At 67.6% G+C, this 16,375-nt stretch carries 13 protein-coding genes and 1 pseudogene; 5 read left to right on the forward strand and 9 right to left on the reverse strand.

The window, feature by feature from the left end; all coding sequences use genetic code 11:
* Window positions 1-28: 28 nt before the first annotated feature.
* The 7 genes from OHA17_RS07965 to OHA17_RS07995 form a co-directional block, all read right to left on the reverse strand.
* Window positions 29-5,812: an SAV_2336 N-terminal domain-related protein gene (locus tag OHA17_RS07965; protein ID WP_406505309.1), complete on the reverse strand. Its 5,784-nt coding sequence runs from the start codon at window positions 5,810-5,812 to the stop codon at window positions 29-31.
* Between the two features lie 37 nt (window positions 5,813-5,849).
* Complete coding sequence (locus tag OHA17_RS07970; protein WP_406505311.1) at window positions 5,850-6,779, reverse strand: AAA family ATPase; 930 nt, start codon at window positions 6,777-6,779, stop codon at window positions 5,850-5,852.
* Window positions 6,776-8,602 (reverse strand): hypothetical protein, encoded by a 1,827-nt coding sequence (locus OHA17_RS07975; RefSeq protein ID WP_406505313.1) that lies wholly within the window; start codon window positions 8,600-8,602, stop codon window positions 6,776-6,778. Before OHA17_RS07975 ends, OHA17_RS07970 begins: the two co-directional genes overlap by 4 nt.
* A gap of 242 nt (window positions 8,603-8,844) precedes the next feature.
* A complete protein-coding gene (locus OHA17_RS07980) occupies window positions 8,845-9,807 on the reverse strand; it encodes an alpha/beta hydrolase (protein ID WP_406505315.1) in 963 nt (320 codons plus the stop codon).
* Window positions 9,808-9,870: 63 nt separating this feature from the next.
* Window positions 9,871-10,383: a transposase gene (locus tag OHA17_RS07985; protein ID WP_406510663.1), complete on the reverse strand. Its 513-nt coding sequence runs from the start codon at window positions 10,381-10,383 to the stop codon at window positions 9,871-9,873.
* Window positions 10,295-11,047 carry a hypothetical protein gene (locus tag OHA17_RS07990; RefSeq protein WP_406510944.1) on the reverse strand — a complete coding sequence of 251 codons (753 nt, stop codon included), beginning with the start codon at window positions 11,045-11,047 and terminating at the stop codon, window positions 10,295-10,297. The genes OHA17_RS07985 and OHA17_RS07990 overlap by 89 nt, the downstream gene beginning before the upstream one ends.
* Complete coding sequence (locus OHA17_RS07995) at window positions 11,020-11,388, reverse strand: transposase (protein WP_406505317.1); 369 nt, start codon at window positions 11,386-11,388, stop codon at window positions 11,020-11,022. The genes OHA17_RS07990 and OHA17_RS07995 overlap by 28 nt, the downstream gene beginning before the upstream one ends.
* A 106-nt stretch (window positions 11,389-11,494) precedes the next feature.
* Between OHA17_RS07995 and OHA17_RS08000 the strand changes: the two genes are divergently transcribed.
* Window positions 11,495-11,761 carry a hypothetical protein gene (locus tag OHA17_RS08000; protein ID WP_406505319.1) on the forward strand — a complete coding sequence of 89 codons (267 nt, stop codon included), beginning with the start codon at window positions 11,495-11,497 and terminating at the stop codon, window positions 11,759-11,761.
* Between the two features lie 131 nt (window positions 11,762-11,892).
* Window positions 11,893-12,135 carry a hypothetical protein gene (locus OHA17_RS08005; protein WP_406505321.1) on the forward strand — a complete coding sequence of 81 codons (243 nt, stop codon included), beginning with the start codon at window positions 11,893-11,895 and terminating at the stop codon, window positions 12,133-12,135.
* Window positions 12,136-12,282: 147 nt separating this feature from the next.
* Here OHA17_RS08005 and OHA17_RS08010 read toward each other — a convergent pair whose 3' ends face one another.
* Window positions 12,283-13,170: a transporter gene (locus OHA17_RS08010; protein ID WP_406510664.1), complete on the reverse strand. Its 888-nt coding sequence runs from the start codon at window positions 13,168-13,170 to the stop codon at window positions 12,283-12,285.
* Window positions 13,171-13,266: 96 nt separating this feature from the next.
* Here OHA17_RS08010 and OHA17_RS08015 point away from each other — a divergent pair, with 96 nt between their 5' ends.
* Together OHA17_RS08015 and OHA17_RS08020 are read left to right on the forward strand one after the other, a co-directional pair.
* Window positions 13,267-13,548, forward strand: a complete 282-nt coding sequence (locus OHA17_RS08015) for a hypothetical protein (protein ID WP_406505322.1) — start codon at window positions 13,267-13,269, stop codon at window positions 13,546-13,548.
* A 100-nt stretch (window positions 13,549-13,648) separates the two neighbouring features.
* Window positions 13,649-14,923 carry a hypothetical protein gene (locus tag OHA17_RS08020; protein ID WP_406505324.1) on the forward strand — a complete coding sequence of 425 codons (1,275 nt, stop codon included), beginning with the start codon at window positions 13,649-13,651 and terminating at the stop codon, window positions 14,921-14,923.
* A gap of 63 nt (window positions 14,924-14,986) precedes the next feature.
* Here the strand turns inward: OHA17_RS08020 and OHA17_RS08025 are convergent.
* A pseudogene (locus OHA17_RS08025) lies at window positions 14,987-15,274 on the reverse strand (transporter); the annotation flags it as partial.
* 541 nt (window positions 15,275-15,815) lie between these two features.
* Between OHA17_RS08025 and OHA17_RS08030 the strand changes: the two are divergent.
* Window positions 15,816-16,298, forward strand: a complete 483-nt coding sequence (locus OHA17_RS08030) for a transposase (protein WP_406510665.1) — start codon at window positions 15,816-15,818, stop codon at window positions 16,296-16,298.
* The last annotated feature ends 77 nt before the right edge of the window (window positions 16,299-16,375 follow it).

Consider the following 16,375-nt stretch of genomic DNA (forward strand, 5'->3'; position numbering starts at 1 on the left):
CCGACCACGGCCTGTGCGGGCTTGACCGTCACATGGGATCATGCGGGTCGGACTCAGCGGCAGTGGTTCCGCCGAACTCCAGCTCAATTTCGTTCATGTCCTGCCGAGTGAAGAAGCGCAGCTGCGCATTCCGCTGCACAGTCACCTCCAGCATGTGCTCGTTGACGTCTCCCACCAGGCTGACATCGTGTGCGGAGATGTAATAGTCACTCTTCAGCATGCAGCCTTCGAGGACTAGCTCGGCGTCCACCGTCAATTGCCCGAGAACCAGGCCGTACTCGTACTCCTCCACAATGTCCCAGGCGATCGAATCCATGTCCGGAGTGATGTCCTGGATCCTCAGGTCCGTGAGGCCGGGCGGTAGTGCCACACCGTTCAGCGTCCAGGAGCTGTCCATGGCCTCGTCCGTGGACCCATCCTCGACGGAATCGCCCAAGAGCTGCTCACAAGCCGACTCCACCGCACCGGCCAGGGTGTCCTGCCTGAACCCGCTGATGCCAAGGGAGGGGTGTATTGCCTCACGCCCAGCCGCTTCGATGACTGTTTCGGAGTCGTGGGTGTGGTGATCCGGGACAGGTAGCCGCATGGTCACGAGACAGGATTTCTCGCCGTCGGCAAACACCGCCGCGTTCATGGTGGAGACGCAGTCGACGAGATCGGACACCTCGGCCCGCGCCTCTCGGTCAAGCACGAGTTCGAAACTCACCGAAGGCTCGGCGTTCCAACTACGAGCGGCTCCGTCACGCGCGACGCGGATTTCGAACAGGCCGGCTTCCGAAGACCAGACGATATCGTCGCGAGCCATGTCACGTTCGGCGGGGATTCCCCGGTCGACGAGGAAGTCTTGAACGGCGTTGACCAGTGCCATCTCACTGTCGGCCTGCTCGACTCCGTCGATGAAGCCCGCTGCGAAAGCGAGCAGCGCGAGCAGAAGACGATCCGCATCCCTCCGGAAAGCATCTCGATAGGTGACAGGAAGAGCCGACCGGAGGTGCTGTTGGACCGATCTGTAGACCGCCGCGACCGGAGCGGCGGCGTCGACTCCTCCCTCCTCGTGAGACTGGGTCGAGGAAGACCGGGATTGCCAGGGCCTCCGTCCGGTGACGTCATCTTCTGCCTCGGCCGAGGCCACGATGGCCTCGCCGAGACGGGCGGGGCTGCCTGTGTAGAGCCAGCCGCCGGCGCGGTCCGCCGAGTCGGAATCGAGCGGTGCGAACTGCCCCTGTTCCGCTGGTTCGACCAACTCCGCAACCCCGCGACGAAAAGGCTCGGACACGGCGAAGAAGACATGGTCAGAGCCCTGCACCGCTCGGCGGAACCCGCCGAGGAATGCCTGCTGAGCGAGGCGGCGCGCCTCACCCGCCGCCGGGGCGGTCTCCCCTGCGGACGCGGCGATTCCCAGCGTGACGACAAGGTCCTGGAGTCCTTCGTTGTACGAGGCCAGGGCGTCGGGCAGAGCGGCGAGGAGACGGCCGGTGCCGAGCAGGGCCGATGCGCCCTCGATCACGACCATCAGATCGGGTGAGCCTGCGGCGGGCGTTTCAGTCACCGTCCCGTCCACGTGTGCCTGGCTCACGAGCGTGGTCAGGATGCCCGCGACCGCGCGGTCGACTTCCCGCGGACCGATAGGCAACTGCGCTCGGCTGTATGCCTTCACCTCGATGGCGAGGCAAACCGAGGCCGGGACAGCGGCCTGGGCGGGGCCGATCTCCTCCAGCTCGTACGGTGTACGCAGGTATCGGGTCAGTGCAGTTCTGAACGCACGGTCCGCGATGAGCGCGCGCGCCGTCAGGGTCAAGAGCCTTTGAGGTTCCCGGTAGTGTCCGACGACGAAACCCACGAGAGCGTCGTCGTACGACACTGCCGCGCCGGAGAGCTGTGGCCAGCCGGTCGCGGGGTGCGGCTCGGTGACCTCCACGACAGGCAGTCTCCACTCAAGGTCGATGTCACCGCCCAGCGTGACGGGGTCGCTCACCTCCGAGTGGGCATGGATGCGCACCGGCATCTGCCGACGTCCGGTCGGCGCCGCCCACCTCAGCCGGGTGGGAACGCGGTCCGCCCACGTGGCCGCGTCGATGACGTGCTCCTCAGCCATCAGGAGGGCGACTCCGGGCCCGCTCCCTTCGGAAGACCACACGCGCCGGCCGCGCACCGTGGCTCTGCCGTGAATCAGCCAATGCTCCGCCCCCGCTGTGGCCGCACCCTGAGCACAGGTGAGAACCAGGCGTGGCGTCAGCAGAATGCCGGCCCCTTGCACGGACCCTGGTTCCGGGGGGGTGCTCGTCCCGACGGTAACCATGCGCTCCGACAGACCATCGGAACGGGCAAGGATCGGCTCGTGGGGTTCGCCGGACGCGGCCACCTCCCACGACGTTCCGGAGAAGGACGTCAGCTCCCTGCTCGTCGGCAGTACGGCCTGTGCGGGCCCGGCACCACGTTCAACCAAATCCTCTATTTTCTCACGCTGTGCGTCAATGACAGCGGTGAGGCGTTCGTGCGCGTCTAGAACTTCAGGAGTGGCGTAGAGGCGACACAGGTCCTCGTAACCCGTGCGGTTTCCGGGCGACATGCTGAGCTGATGCAGCGGCTCGTGCGGGGACGAGGACCTGAGGAAGTAGCCGACAGTGAGGCCCTCGAGGCCGGTGCCCTGCCGCAGCTTGGCGCCGCCGACGGCCACGACGCTCAGGCCACTGTTGGGGTACTCGTTCCATGGCGGCATAGTGTCGGAGATGCCGTTGACGCTGATGACCATGATCGTGCTCACTGCGGCGGCCAGGTGTCCGGGCATCTCGTCCCACGAGATCGCCTGTTGGTTCGCCGTAGGAAACGCCTTACTGGTCGGGACGAAGTCGGTGCGCCACAGCTGTTCGAAACGGGCCATCATGCGGCGCGCCTCCGGACTGCCCGGCTTTCGGAACCCCTCGACGATGGCTTCGAGACGCTTAGCCAACAGCTCGCGCACCTGTGTCTGTACGGCTACGAACCGACTGACCGACACCAGCATGGAGTTGTGCGCCCCGACATGGCCTCTCAGCCGACGCACGGCGCAGGCCAGTATGAACGCGTCAATGGCCGAGGACAGTGACTCCGGCAGCTCGCGACTCGGCACGTGGTCAGAGCGGTGCCGACTCGGCAGCCAGGGCTGCTCGTCGAGCACTTCGCGCACGGGGGATGGCTGTCCTTCGAGATCGAAGGGGTTCAGCGGTGGCTGGATGCTGTAGACGAAATCCGGGATCAGATCCGGGAGCGGCAGGACGGGGGCGTAGGTGCAGCTGACGTAACCGGTCCTACTGGAGGTGGACAATAGGCGGTGCACTCTACCGTCCACGGCCGCAGAGGTTCTTTCCCTCCCCATTCCGCTGTTGCTCGTGTCGATGATGAGCAGCGGGCGGCCAGTGGACGACCCATGTGCCTCCAGCCATTGGCACAGGGCGTTTACGGTTCGGGCATTCTTCTTGATCACGCAGACTTGAGGAAGAGGCTCCTCCCGTCCGGGGACCGGCCGCAGTCCCATCGCTGGTGTGAAGTCACCGTGCTCGGTGCTGTCTGTAAGGGAGAGGATGTCAAGTCGGCGGGAGTCGACCATGGCGCCTGCGCCGATGTAGCGAACGTCGTCCTCGGACAGTACGGATCTATTCCTACTGTCGAACCCCAGCAACCCCTCGTCGACTCGTCGTTGCATCTGGGCTCGCTCGGTATTGGTCGTGCCAGCGAGGATGACGATCCTTCGGTAGCCGGAGTCGATCGCCTTGGCCGCGAGGCCGATCACGGTCATGTTCTTGCCCGTGCCGATGGGGGTGATGACCAAGCCCGACCGGCTCCAGGGGCCCGGGCGTTCCGGGTCCTCGAGCCGGGACAGGATGTCGTCCGTTACCCGATCAAGTTGGGGGGAACCTCCCAGGGGGAGAGCCTGCCCCTGGTCCAGGAAGGTCTGGTAACGGTCCCAGAACCGCAGTTCCCGCGCGAAATCGCCGTTGCGGAACCACGGCACATGCCCCCGTGCATCGTCCAGGACTGCGGCAGGCACGAACTGGCTTACCACAGCCTCCAGTTGCTTGCGCAATTCGGACCTGTCGGCAGCCAAGCCCTGCTCGGCGAGCATGTTGACGACTACGTCCACGGCATGGTCCACCTCCTGGCGGCGCGCGGCCCGGTCCTGAGGCAAGAAAGCCAGCGCGAGCCGCAGGGCGTGGTCGGTAGTGCCTGAGGGCTCCGCAGTCCCGGTCCGCTCCGGAGGAGCCGTGCCGTCGGGCGGCGTCGGCGTAGGGAACCCGAGAAGTTCCAGCGTCCGCACCAGGGCCATCCCGGAGGGCGTTGCCTCTGCAGCGAGCTCCTCCGTACCGTCCGCTCCGCCCACTACCGCAGGCAGCCGTCCCCCGCTGTCCCGGCCGGAGGAGATGTGGCGGCTCAGCACCTGGCTAAGCAGCAGTACCTCGTGCTCGGTCAGCGCCTGCTCAAGACGCTCTCTTACTCGGGGGGCGAGCTGCAGGACCACGCGGCCCGAGGGGTCTGTGTCCAGCGTGTACAGGCCAGATCCGAGCAGCTCGGCGAGGTCTTCTGTAGTCGCGTCAGGTACGAGTTCCTTACGGAGTACGTGCAGGAGATGCAGGCTCAGTCTGTCAAAGGCGGAGGAGAGCACCGCCAGCCGCGCGGCGGCGGGTGCCGCCGTGCGCAGAAAGCCCTCCGTGCGCTCCTCGGGGGTTCTGCGCATCATGGGCCGGGCGGCGCCAAACGGCCTTAGCCGACCGCCAGGTGGGATGAGGGCCACCGAGCAGCCGTCAGGCGCCGCGCGCATCACCGCCCGGGACCAGCGCCCCAGGGAGTACGGCGAGAGGGACAGTACGGGCAGCGCGAGCCAGTCGTCCCGGCCCGTGCCGTCCACGCGTTCCGCGCCGTGGGCCAGCAGCGGTGGCAGCCGGAAGGTGAACCCCGTATTGGGGGCGCCCGGTACGCCGAGGGACGCCCGGGCTGTCGGGAGGTCGAGACCTGTGCGGCGCCACAGCTTTGGAGGCAACGGGTTGAGCAGCGCGACGGGTTCGCGCTGTGACCAATCCCGCAGCTGCTGCCAGATCTCCGGTTCCCGCCAGGCTGCGGCGGTGCAGTCAGACACCACGATGACCAGACGGCGGCCGTCAGGAGAGCCCAGTTGTCCCGTCGATGTCGGCTGCCCCTGGCGGTCGGTTAGCTCAATGCCGGAATCGAGGCCCAAGTCTCGGACCTGGAGGGTGCGGAACGCTCCGAGCCGGTCGAACAGGCCTGTAAGGGCATCAACGGTTTCCCGCCAGACCTGCATCGACGGCGAGCGATCGACGACGAGCACCAGGTCGAACCAGCGCTCGGGGGCGGGCGCGAAGGCAGGGATCAGCTCCCCGCTGCGGGCGTAACCGTCTACGGTCGCGTCCAAGTCGAGCGCGTACCGCCGTCCCGCTCGCCACGGCCGCTTCCAGGCACGCAGCGCTCGCGTCAGCTCCAGCGCCGAGGAAAGAGCCGAGGCGCCGGGGACGGCGACCGCGTGCCCGGTGACTCGGCCGGAGGACCCGGGCAGCCTTTCGTGGAGCGAGCGGACCCCCTGGTCGCCCGCTTCCGTCGGACGATCACGCGACACGGGGTCCTCACCAGTCAGGGCCGGCGGGTCGGATGGCGGGGGCAGGTGTGCCTTCGCGGCGGGTTCAGGGACCGTACCGCCGGAGGCGGACGTGCCCGGCACCGCCGGTATCATGCGGGAAGCCAGCCAGATGGCTTCTGCGAGCGCCGTCGCGTCGAGCTCGGGACCCGCCGCGCCGAGCGCCGTCACTACCCGGCCCAGGGCCACGGCCGAAAGCGCCGGCTGCGTTGCGGACGGAGAGTCTTCAGGCACCGGTCAGCTCGCGCAGGATGAGATCCCTGACATCCCGCGCGGCCTCGCCCTCTGGAGCCCGGGCGCTGGTCAGCACGTGTACGGCGTTCAGCAGCTGGTCCACAGCCAGGCTCTCGCCCGCGTTCAGCCGTGCCACGAACGCGTGAATCAGCGCGTCCACCGAGCCGCCAGGCCCACCGCCCGTGCCGAAGTGGGCCTCGACGACCCGGCGTAGGGAGTCCGCGTCGGGCGTCGGCATCGTGTAGCGGATGCACCGCCTCAGGAAGGCGGCAGGGAAGTCACGTTCGCCGTTGCTCGTCAGCACGATGAACGGAAAGTTGTCGCACTGCACTCGGCCTTTGACGATCGGGTGGACGTCGTCACTGCCCCATGCGCGTACCTGCACGACGTTCTGCCGGTAGCGCGCCAGCTCCGGGACCTCGAACTCGCCATGCTCCAGTACGTCCAGGAGGTCGCTGGGCAGGTCGAGGTCGCTCTTGTCGATCTCGTCAATGAGCAGGGCGCGGGGACGCTCTGTCGGTAGCAGGGCCGTGCCCAGCGGTCCGAGACGCAGGAAGGGGGCGATGTCGTCGTCGCTGAAGCCCCCCGTCAGACGCTGCGCGTGGATACGGCCGAGCGCGTCATAGCGGTAGAGGGCATCGGTCAGTGTGCTGCGGGAGGTGATGTGCCATCGCAGCGGATCACCGAACCCCAGTTCAGCCGCGACCTGTTTGATGACGGACGACTTGCCCGACCCGGGAGCCCCAGTCAGGAGCAGCGGACGACGTAGGGCAATCGCGGCATTCACCGCCTCGACCAGCCGGGGCGGGGGCCGGAACCGCTCGGGCTTCGGGTCCCTGGGGAAGGTACGCCAAGGCGGCGGGTCGCCGAGGTCCACGTCCCGGGGGATGCCATCACCGACATAGAAGGGGGTCCAGGTCATTGCGCGCTCTCTCCGTCGCAGGAGTAAGTTTCGAACCAGTCGCAGAAGTTCAGCCATTGCTCGTCGAGCCACACGGACCGCACGCGTGCCAGGTCGGTGTGGCCGTCCGCCGAGCCCTGCTGCTCGGCCCCCTGCCTCCACAGGGCCCGGTACGCGGCGCTGAACTCCCCCGGGAGCTGTTCCCAATACCGCTCCACGCTGTCCCGCGAGGGCGTGGGCAAGTCTCCCGGGGTGTCCGGCCACAACACGATCGGAGCGGATGGGAGCAGGCAGTCCAGCAGCTCCGCGAGCCGCTCCGGCCGGTGGCTCAACGCCAGGGCGCCGTCGTACCAACCGTCGCCGAGGCGCTCGACAAGTTCGTTCAGCGCGGTGGTCTCCGTCTCACCAAGCCAGCTCACGGGGGCTCCCGCGCCGGACTTCAGCGCATCGAGCTGTTGTCGAGCGAACTCGTTGATCAGCCCGAGGTGGGCTGGCAGGGACAGCCTGTCGCTCCATCTCAGGACGACGTCGTAGTGGACCCCCAGCCGCTGGACCAGACGGGCCTGCTCGGGGCGCCAGTAGGCGAGCAATGCGGAGGAAGCGGCGATGTCAATGCGCCTGAGGCCGAACCCCATCCGGCGCGCCTGCGAGGTCGCCCACTTCAGCACCGCGCCCAGCTGCTGCTCGACGCCGTGCTGCGTCGCAGAGCAGCCGAAGTCCTTGCGGTCCACTGGTGTGTCACCGTCGAGAAGCCAGACCAGCAGGGTCTCGGGCCACTCGTCGGCAACGGCCGCATGCAGGCTGATCACCAGCCGCAGCCGGTGTCCGGCGGCCTGCTGCTCCTGCGCGGCGAAGGCGTCGGCGAGTTCCACGGCGGCACCGCGTCCCCTCGCCCACGCCGCAAGCCGGGGTGTGTCGCGGCCGAGGCCGTCCACTACGGCCAGCGTGGCGACAAAGTCGGTCAAGGGCGCCGTGGGGCTGCCCTTGGCGAGCGGTACGCGCAGGCAGAGCGACTCAACGCAGTCCCGCAGCAGTTCGTCGGCTTCGGACTCTGGTGCCGGACGGCGCGCCGCGACCGCGTAAGCACGCCGAATGCGGTCCGACTCCAGGGGTTTGCCCGGCCAGTCGGACGAGAGGAACTCGCAGGTCCGCACGGCGTCCATCAGCCGGTCGAGGACACGCTGGGCGTAGCCGATGTGCTGGCGGGTAGTCGCCACGTGTTGGTCCAGGGCATCCAGAGTCCCGCGCAGGCGCCCGAGATCGTTGACCGTTGTGATCGAGAAGCTGGTGACCGCCTCGCCGAACGGTTCGAGGGCCCGCCGCAAATCCGCCGCACCCACTGCCCTGAGTAGCCCTCCCGCCCGCGCCGTGTGCTGTGCGTTGCGCGCGAGCCAGGGTTCCGGCTGGTAGGCAAGACCATCCATGGTCACCAGCCGGGAGTCGGTGTCCGTCGTCCGATTGACAACGTCCCTGACCTCCGCCGGCGAGAGGAACTCCCCTGCACCGGGCAGACCCTCGCCGACGAAGCGTGCAAGGGCGCGGCTGAAGGCCAGATCGTGGGCGGACTCCCCAGCGCTCACGGCCATCAGGAGCGACAACCTGGTCACACCCTCACGCACGCCTCCGGCCAGCAGGCCGAGGTCCGGCACCGCCCCACCCGCGTGGCAGGCGTCCACCAGGGCGATGACCTCCCGCACACCGTGGACGTCCAGGGCCTGGCCGAGCAGGTGTCCGACGTCAACAACGCTGGTCGACACGTCTTGGAGCGAGTCGCTCGCCATGAAGGAAAGCTTGGGGACCCGGCCGAGGTTGGTGCCATGGCCGAGGAAGGCGAGCACGAGCACCGCCTCCGCCTCCCCAGCCCGTTCCGCCGCCGCCCGGACCATCCTCTCGACCTCGTCACGCTTGACGTCCACGCCACACAGCAGCGAAGGGACCTCGGGCCCGGCCTGGGCACAGCCGCCCAACTGCGGGTCCGTAAGGGCTCGGTGGAGGGCTCCGGCGGTCTCCTCCAAACCAGTGAGGAGCCCCATGTCCGGGCACTGCGGTGCGATCACCAGCAGATGGCGTCCCGGTGCGGACGGTCTCATCCGACGGTGGCCGCGTCGAGCGCCTCGACGAGAGGTCCCGCCACGGCAGGCTGCGCGAGGTACTTAGCGGCGGGGTGCACGTACAGCCCGTCGGAATCCACCCGGCGGCTCACCGGGGCTACCGCAGAGGCGTTCGGGGCGACGCACCGCTCCAGGCCGACGCCGCCCGTGACGAAGTCGTCGCGGTCCCAGAAGTTCAGCCAGCGGCCGACCACCGCCGGAGTCCGCACCGGCTGGGGGCGCATCCGGGGGTGTACGGCCGTGCGCATCCCGATCGGCGATCCGAGCGTGACGAGCAGCGGCACCTGCGCGGGGTGCTCCTGGAGGGTTTCGAACGCCACCACGGCGCCCAGAGAGTGCGCGACGACGACGGTGGGGCCGATGGGGTCCAGCTCTGCGGCCACCCGGGCGCGGATGCGCTCGTCGATACCGCAGCCCGCCTCGTCGACGTGCTTGCGGGCCAGATACCACCTGACCTGGCGCAGGTCACCCAACATCGCCGCCCCGCTTGCCCAGCCACCCAGCGTCCGTAGCCCGGGAAGCGCGAAGAGTGCGTTGGCCCCGGCAGACAACCGCCGTAGGATGTCACCGGTCCCCTGCTCCTCACCCGTCGGAGCCAGCTTGTTCCTGGTCAGCCGAAGCAGTTGTGCCTCGTAGTCGTCTTGGGGCGCGGCCAGACGCTCGTCGACCCCGTTGAGGAGTATCTCCCGCAGCTCTTCGTCCTCGGACGGCTCGACGGGAGCCGCCGATACCCGGCCGGGAGCTCCGTGGGCGGGAAACAGATCTCCGTAAGAGGCGAACCGTACGTCGACGGCTCCTCCGCCGATCAGTTCCACGACTCTTCGAGAGTGCCCGGCGGCACGCGCACCGTCGGTAACGGCGCGCAGCCATTCCTCCAGCACCAGCTCGGCGTCACGCGGCTTGCCTACGCCGTGCACGAAGACCAGACGCGGCCTCATCGAACCTCCCCCAGCTACGATCCCCCGCGCCCAGATATACCGTTGGGCGGCCCCCCAACAATATCAACGCGGTTGCGGCTGGTGGGGCCCGTCGGCTCGCGAAAAAGTCGTCAAGCCGAGACGTCTGGCCAGCCGCCCTGTAGCAGCCTGATCGTGCGTGCGGACCATGTTGATGGCGGTGGTGGTGAGGAGATGGTGCAGGTGTGTCCTGGCGAGCCCCCAATAGCGTGATCTGCGCATCTCGAAGGCGTGTACTGCCTGCCCGATCGTGCCCTCGACCCCGGCTCGCTGGTGGCATCGCTCATACCATTCTTCGGTCTGCTGGCCGGGCCTGATCTGCTGGAGGATCTCGTGTTCGGCGCGTGGTCTGAGGGTGAGGCCGCGACCGACGGCGGAGGTGGTGCAGTGTTCTCGCAGCGGGCAGAGCGTGCAGTGCCGTTCGGCGAACTTGACCCGAGTGACCGGGGTTCCCCGATGGCTGGTCGTCTCACGCCAGACCGTGCTGCGGCGCCCATTGGGGCAGATGGCGTGTCTGTTCTCCCAGTCGATGGTGAAGTGGCTGTTGTCGAAGCCCAGCCCTTCGGCCTTGGCCCGAGTGGTGTCGCGGGCGAGGGGGGCCAAGCAGTTCCAGCTGGTGGTCCCTGCGGGCCAAGAGGAGCTGTTCGGCGTCGATGTAGCCGGCGTCGACCAGGTGCACCGCCGGTAGCTGTCCGTGGGCCGCCAGTTCCCGATGGACTCGCTCGGTCACGGCGATATCGGGCACCGGAGCAGGTGTGGTGACGACGTTGACGATGAGATGCGGTGCATCGGATTCACATGTCTCCGTCAGGTGCGCCCTGTAGCCGCCCCACGACAGCTCCCTCTTCACGCCCGGCCGTACTTCGAGGTCGCGCGGGGTGCGCAGCCGCAGACTGCCAGGCGGGGCGTTTTTCATCTCACGCCACTGAACGATCCCTTCGCGGATCTGGAACTGCTGGACCCATATCTGACGCAGGGTCTCCACCCCGGCGAGGCCCCGCAGTCCCTCCGGTGCCGCGGGCGACATGACGGCGCGGAGCAGGTCCATGCCGTCCGCGCCGACCTGATCCGCCATCGCGCGCCGGGCAGCGCGCCGCTTGGGGTAGTGCGCCTCCTCCGGGCGGGCGATGTACCGGTCGAACCACTCCAGCGGCGCCAGACCCGCCAGCCACGGCCCCGCAACTCCGAGGGCGTTCAACGCCACCCGCATCGTCTCGACCACGAATCAAGGCGGCTCAGGTCCCGGGCGGCCGCCAGGACGTGGGTGGAGTCAGTGCGCTGGTGTCCTCCGCTGCTGAGCAGCCCCTTGTTCCGGGCGGCGTCCAGCAGGGCGTCGAAGAAGATCCGGCCGAGGTCCGCCGTGACCAGCCAGCCCCGGAAGTCACACAGCACCGTGAAGTCGAAGCCCGTGTAGGCCAGTTCCAGGCCCAGGGCGTACTTCCAGTCGAGCCGGGCCTTCACCGCATGGGCCGCCTGCCGGTCCGTGAGACCGGACCATCCCCGCGTGCGCGGGGAGCAGGCTGCCTGAGCTGTGTGTTCTCTGGCCAGCAGCCTTGTTTCCACTCACTTCCAAAAGAAGCCGACATACAGCCCTTAACGGAACCGTGAGCTCGCAGGTGAGCCGACGACTCGTGGTCCACTTCAGGAAGTACCGGATCAGGTAACGACGTTGGCTGGTCGCTCCGGCGATCCAGTCGTCGATGTGCTCTTGGGCGAGGTCGGCGAGAGCCAGGCCGTGTTGGTCCATCCAGGCCAGGAAGCCCAGGGCGCCGCTGACGCGGCGCCGCAGGTCTCGGCCAGCGGAGACAGGATGACGGCGGGTGGCGGCCCGCTGGCGTGCTCGCCGCTGAGCCGCCCGTTCGGCGCGCGAGCCGTGATGGTCGCGCTCGCTGTCGCGACGGTGGTCACGGCGCTGTTGGCCGTTCTCCTCAGCTGACGGCCAGCTGGGTCTGTTGGTGTCCTGGGCAAGGATGAATGGCCTTCCCTGGGCAGGGCTTTGTCCGTTGTGGAGGAGGAGACTTCCACCGAGGCCCTGCCTTGCGGGCCGTGGTCTGAGGAAGTGGGCCAGTGGAGATTCCTGCCGAGCAGCGCGGTGTCATCACAGAGATCGTGGAGGCGGTCCGTGCGGGGCAGCACTGGCGGGTCGGTGTCCTGATGGAGCGATTCGCGGCGAAGGCGGACCTGCCTGAGCTGTTGGCCCTGCGGGCGGCTTTGACCGAGGCGCTGTTCCGGCAGGAACGACCTCTCAGTGGCCATCAGAGCAGACTCCCAGACATCACAGGGCAGTACGAGACGCAGGGCGATACATAGCAGACGATCCCCGGTTAGCAAAACCGGGGATCCTCCGCACCATTAGTGGTCCACCGCCAATCCCTGCCCGTCACGTCGAAAGGCAGCATCACGACGACACCCCACAACTCCACACCCTGCTTGGGCCACCGCCTCCGCAGAAGATCTCTAAGCCGCGGCGTAGCTGAGGCGGAACAGGTCCTGGGCACGCTCCAGGTCCCGCTCCGTACGCAGCTGCAGCTCCAGGTCACCCGTGCCGTGGTGGCCAAGCCCCGTCACATCCCGGGTCAAGCCGGGGACGAGGTCGACTTCCTTCGGGTCGGCCTTGAGGTAGACGAGGAGCTTGGTCTGCTGCGGCGGGCAGACGCTGGCGAAGTTCCGCAGCCGCCGGTAGGCGCGGTACTGCTTGCGCTGCACCCGGGTGACGCCGTCCCCGAGTCCGACCAGGACCTCGTCGACCGCCTGGGCGAGCCCGGCCATCGCACCGCCCTGCTGTCCAACCGGCGGCGCCCCCGGCGCGCGGCGGCGTACCCGCTTGGCCTCGACCGAGCGCCCCGTGACCGAGGCCACGGTCTCCAGGCCGAAGTGGTCGCTGCCGTAGTACCGGTAGCGGACCAGGTCGATGCTGCGCAGGTGCTCGCGTACGGCATGCGCGTCGTAACGGGTGAAGTCGCCGGCCACACAGATCAACCGGGGAGCGCTCCACAGGATCTGAGACGCGGCCATCCCCCCGAGCCGGTCGCGGACCAGACTCCGGAAGGCATCCTTATGGTTCGTCATCCAAGCCATGTAGTAGAGGCCCTGGTTGATCACGCCTGCGTCGGTGCCGCGCTTGTACTCGACGATCACCGGCGCCCCGTTCTCGTCGAGACCCAGCGAATCGATCCGCCCGCCATCCACACAGTCGATGACGTACTCGCTCGCCAGGAACCTGACCCCCAGCATCGTCTCCATGTGCGCCTCGACGAGATCCTGCACATCCGCCTCGACCACAGCCAGACGCGGCATGACCTCACTCACTCCGCCCGCCGTGTTGAACAGCTTCAGACCGACCACTCCCCCACTCGCGATCACGATGCCAAAAGGCAACGTCACAGAGTTCGGGGATATTTCCACGGCCGAAGCCGTCTTGAAAGGACCGAAGAGTCACACATGCACAGCCAGAACGACGCGATATCCGATACGGACGCCCAGCACAGCCCCGCGCAGATCCGCGCCACCTGGGGCGGAACCGGCAGCGTAGAAGATGCCTCCCGGGCTTTCGGGTTCTCCCGGGCCAAGGGCTACGACCTCGTGCGCCGCGGCGAGTTCCCCTGCCGGGTCCTGCGCATCGGCCGCAGCACCCGCGTCGTCACCGCATCCCTCCTACGCGTCCTCGACACCGGCGAGCCCGAGTACAGCCGAACCCAGGACATAGGTTCCATGCCAGCCTGACCACCCCGCGCAAAAGCCCTACCAGCCGACCGCCTCGCGTGCTCCCGCGCGTACACGAAAACATCCTCATGCCACGCAAGCTTGCTCATAGGATCACCAGGTGCTCACTGGACAGCAGACCACACCTGTGCGCGTTCCTGACGTGCCGGAGACGCCTTCTGGCACTCCGCGCCATTTCATCGCGCGCCGCCGCCTACGAGAGCGCCAACGCCTGATTGACGTACGACGCACGCGAGTCAATCGGCATTGGGACCTCAACGAGTCTCTGGAGTTACCCGATGAATCTCAGAGACTGCTCCTGCGCCGGGAGATCCGGGGAGCGGCGTCCCGACGGGCCGCCGCAGCCTACAAAGCGAGCCGCCTGACCCGGCCGATCACCATCCTGCTGGGCGCCTTCGTCGCCTTCACCCTGGTGGCGCGAGGAGAGTTCACCCCAACGGGACCTGCCTCATCACTCATTGGCAGCTACGTGGCCGGAGCCGGTGCCGCTTGCTCTCTCCTTCTCGTTGCACCCATAACAGTTATTGCCACTGCATACTCCGTCGCCCCGTCACTTCGTGACCAGTTCGACCGATGGACCCTCTACGCTCTGGCAGGCGCGGCCCCACTCGTTTTCCTCCTTTTTGCGGTTATCAACCTCGCTCCCCCACCCGCCGGATCAACCTTCAACCCAGCGGCAGCTTCCAGCAGCGCGATGGCCCTCTCGGGAATCGCCCTCATCGCAGTTGGCAGCCTGGTAGGACATGAATGGCTCATGCGGCACTGCAATGCACGCCAGTGCCGCCCCTACGACCACGTGGCGCTCTACCTCGTCGATGCGGCCGCTTCACTGCATCGTGATCGGCATCGCTGGTCCAGCGACAACCACGTGGTCAAGTGGCGGGGCATGCTCGACGTTGTCGCAACACAGGCGGAACGCGACGCCCGGCTCACGCGGCGCATCGGCACCACATATGAAGGCACCCATTCGGAACTGCGAGACGAAGCCCGACGCATCGCTGCTGTCATCCGAGGCCACAAGCGTGATCTCGCCGAGGCTTATTCAGCCTCAGACGTGGAGGCCGTGGCCACCTCTCTTATTTGCGGAGCACAGGCATTCTGCGCCGGCGACCGCACGGCACTCTTGGCCAACGCCCCAGACCAGGTGCCTCAAGTGAACAGGTTCGCCGCAGCGACGGCACGCATCACCCCTGCGGTACTGCTCATCGCCGCGGGCATCCTGCTCCCCATGGTGCCTGCTATCGGGCACTCGGGACTGGCGTCGAGCCTGCGCTGGTATCTGATCTCTCTCGGGGTCATCATGTTCATCACGACGCGCCAAGATGTGACAACGAAGATCGGAGAGGCGGTAGCCAAGGCTCTCTTCAAGCAATAGAGCTCAGGACGACAGTCCGCAACTCCACACCCCCGCCCGGCAGGTGGCTCGGTCTCGGGACCGCTACGCCGCCGCGTATCTGAGGCTGAAGAGACCCTGGGCGCGCTCCAAGTCCCGCTCCGTACGCGGCTGCACCTCCAGCTGGCCAGTGCTGTGGTAACCAAACCCCACCACGTCCCGGGTGAAGCCAGGAACAAGGTCGATGCCCTTCGGATCGGCCTTGAGGTAGACGAGCAGTTTGGTCTGCTACGGCGAGCAGCCGCAGGCGAAGTTCCGCAGCCGTTGGTAGGCGCAGCACTGCTTGCGCTGGATTCGAGTGACACCGTCTCCGAGGCCAAGCAACACCTCGTCGGTGACAGCAGGCACCATCCGCAACGGCAGTCGACATGCCTGTGACAAGACGCTTCGGTCGAAGAAGTCGTGCATCAGACCCCGTCCGGAGCGGTGCTACGCAACCTTCCCACTGCCCTCAGCGCCACCGCATGCCCCGAACGCTCCCAGGGGACTTCGTCCGAACCGGCACCGAACCTGCTCTGGACGGGATAATGATGAGTTGACTGCTCGTCCGCCCGTGATCGGCAGTGACGGACTGCCCAGTGGCCCGCCCTGCCAGCTGCCCCTCGCAGACTTCCTCCCGCTCCTCCACCAGGTGGTGCGCTACGCAGTCCTGGCCGCTGGCGTGTGAGCACCGGCGGCTCACCCCGACTCGAGGTGCAGCGGCATCACACCGCGGGGCCCTGCCCCAGCGGCACATTCTCCCGACAGGCGAGCAGCCCGAGATAGCCACTCTCAGGGGCTGGCGCACCACGTCGGCGAAATCGACGGACAGGGCGACCACAATCCGCCAACGTTCGCCAGCATCGCGACCGCGCCGCATGGCGTCGGAGTGCTGGTGATCGATGACAGCGGGGACCGCAAGGACGGCAGCGCGGCCGCGTTCACCTGCCGGCAGTACCTCGGCCGTATCGGCAAGACCGACAACGGGATCGTCACGGTGACCGCGGTGTGGGCCGATGAGCGGGTGTACTACCCGGTGCACGCCGAGCCGTACTGCCCGGCGCCGCCGGGGACGGCGACAAGAAGGACCCGGTCTATCACACCAGGTGGTGGCTGGCCGCCGGCCTCGCCCTGCGGGCCGACGAGGATGGCTTCGCCTTCCGGGCCGTCACTGGCGACTGCGGCTACGGCGACGTCGACAACTTCCGCGCCGCGCGCTGCGCGAGGCTCACCTGCCGTTCGTGCTGGCCGTCCGCCCCATACGCGGCACCTGGGCCCGCGAGACGGACGCGCACACCCCCGTCGAGGCAGCCCGGCGCCTGGCCTGGGAACTGCCCCGCCGAACCGAAGCAGTTCAGGATGTCGTCGCGATCCATGAACCTGATCTGGCTCCGCTTCGCCGCGTAAAAGCGCTGCCGCTCCCGGAGTCCACAACCAGTACGAACTCCAAGCCGT

Origin of the sequence: Streptomyces sp. NBC_00212 (genome assembly GCF_045206365.1) — a bacterium.
In the GTDB taxonomy this organism is placed as follows: Bacteria; Actinomycetota; Actinomycetes; order Streptomycetales; family Streptomycetaceae; genus Streptomyces.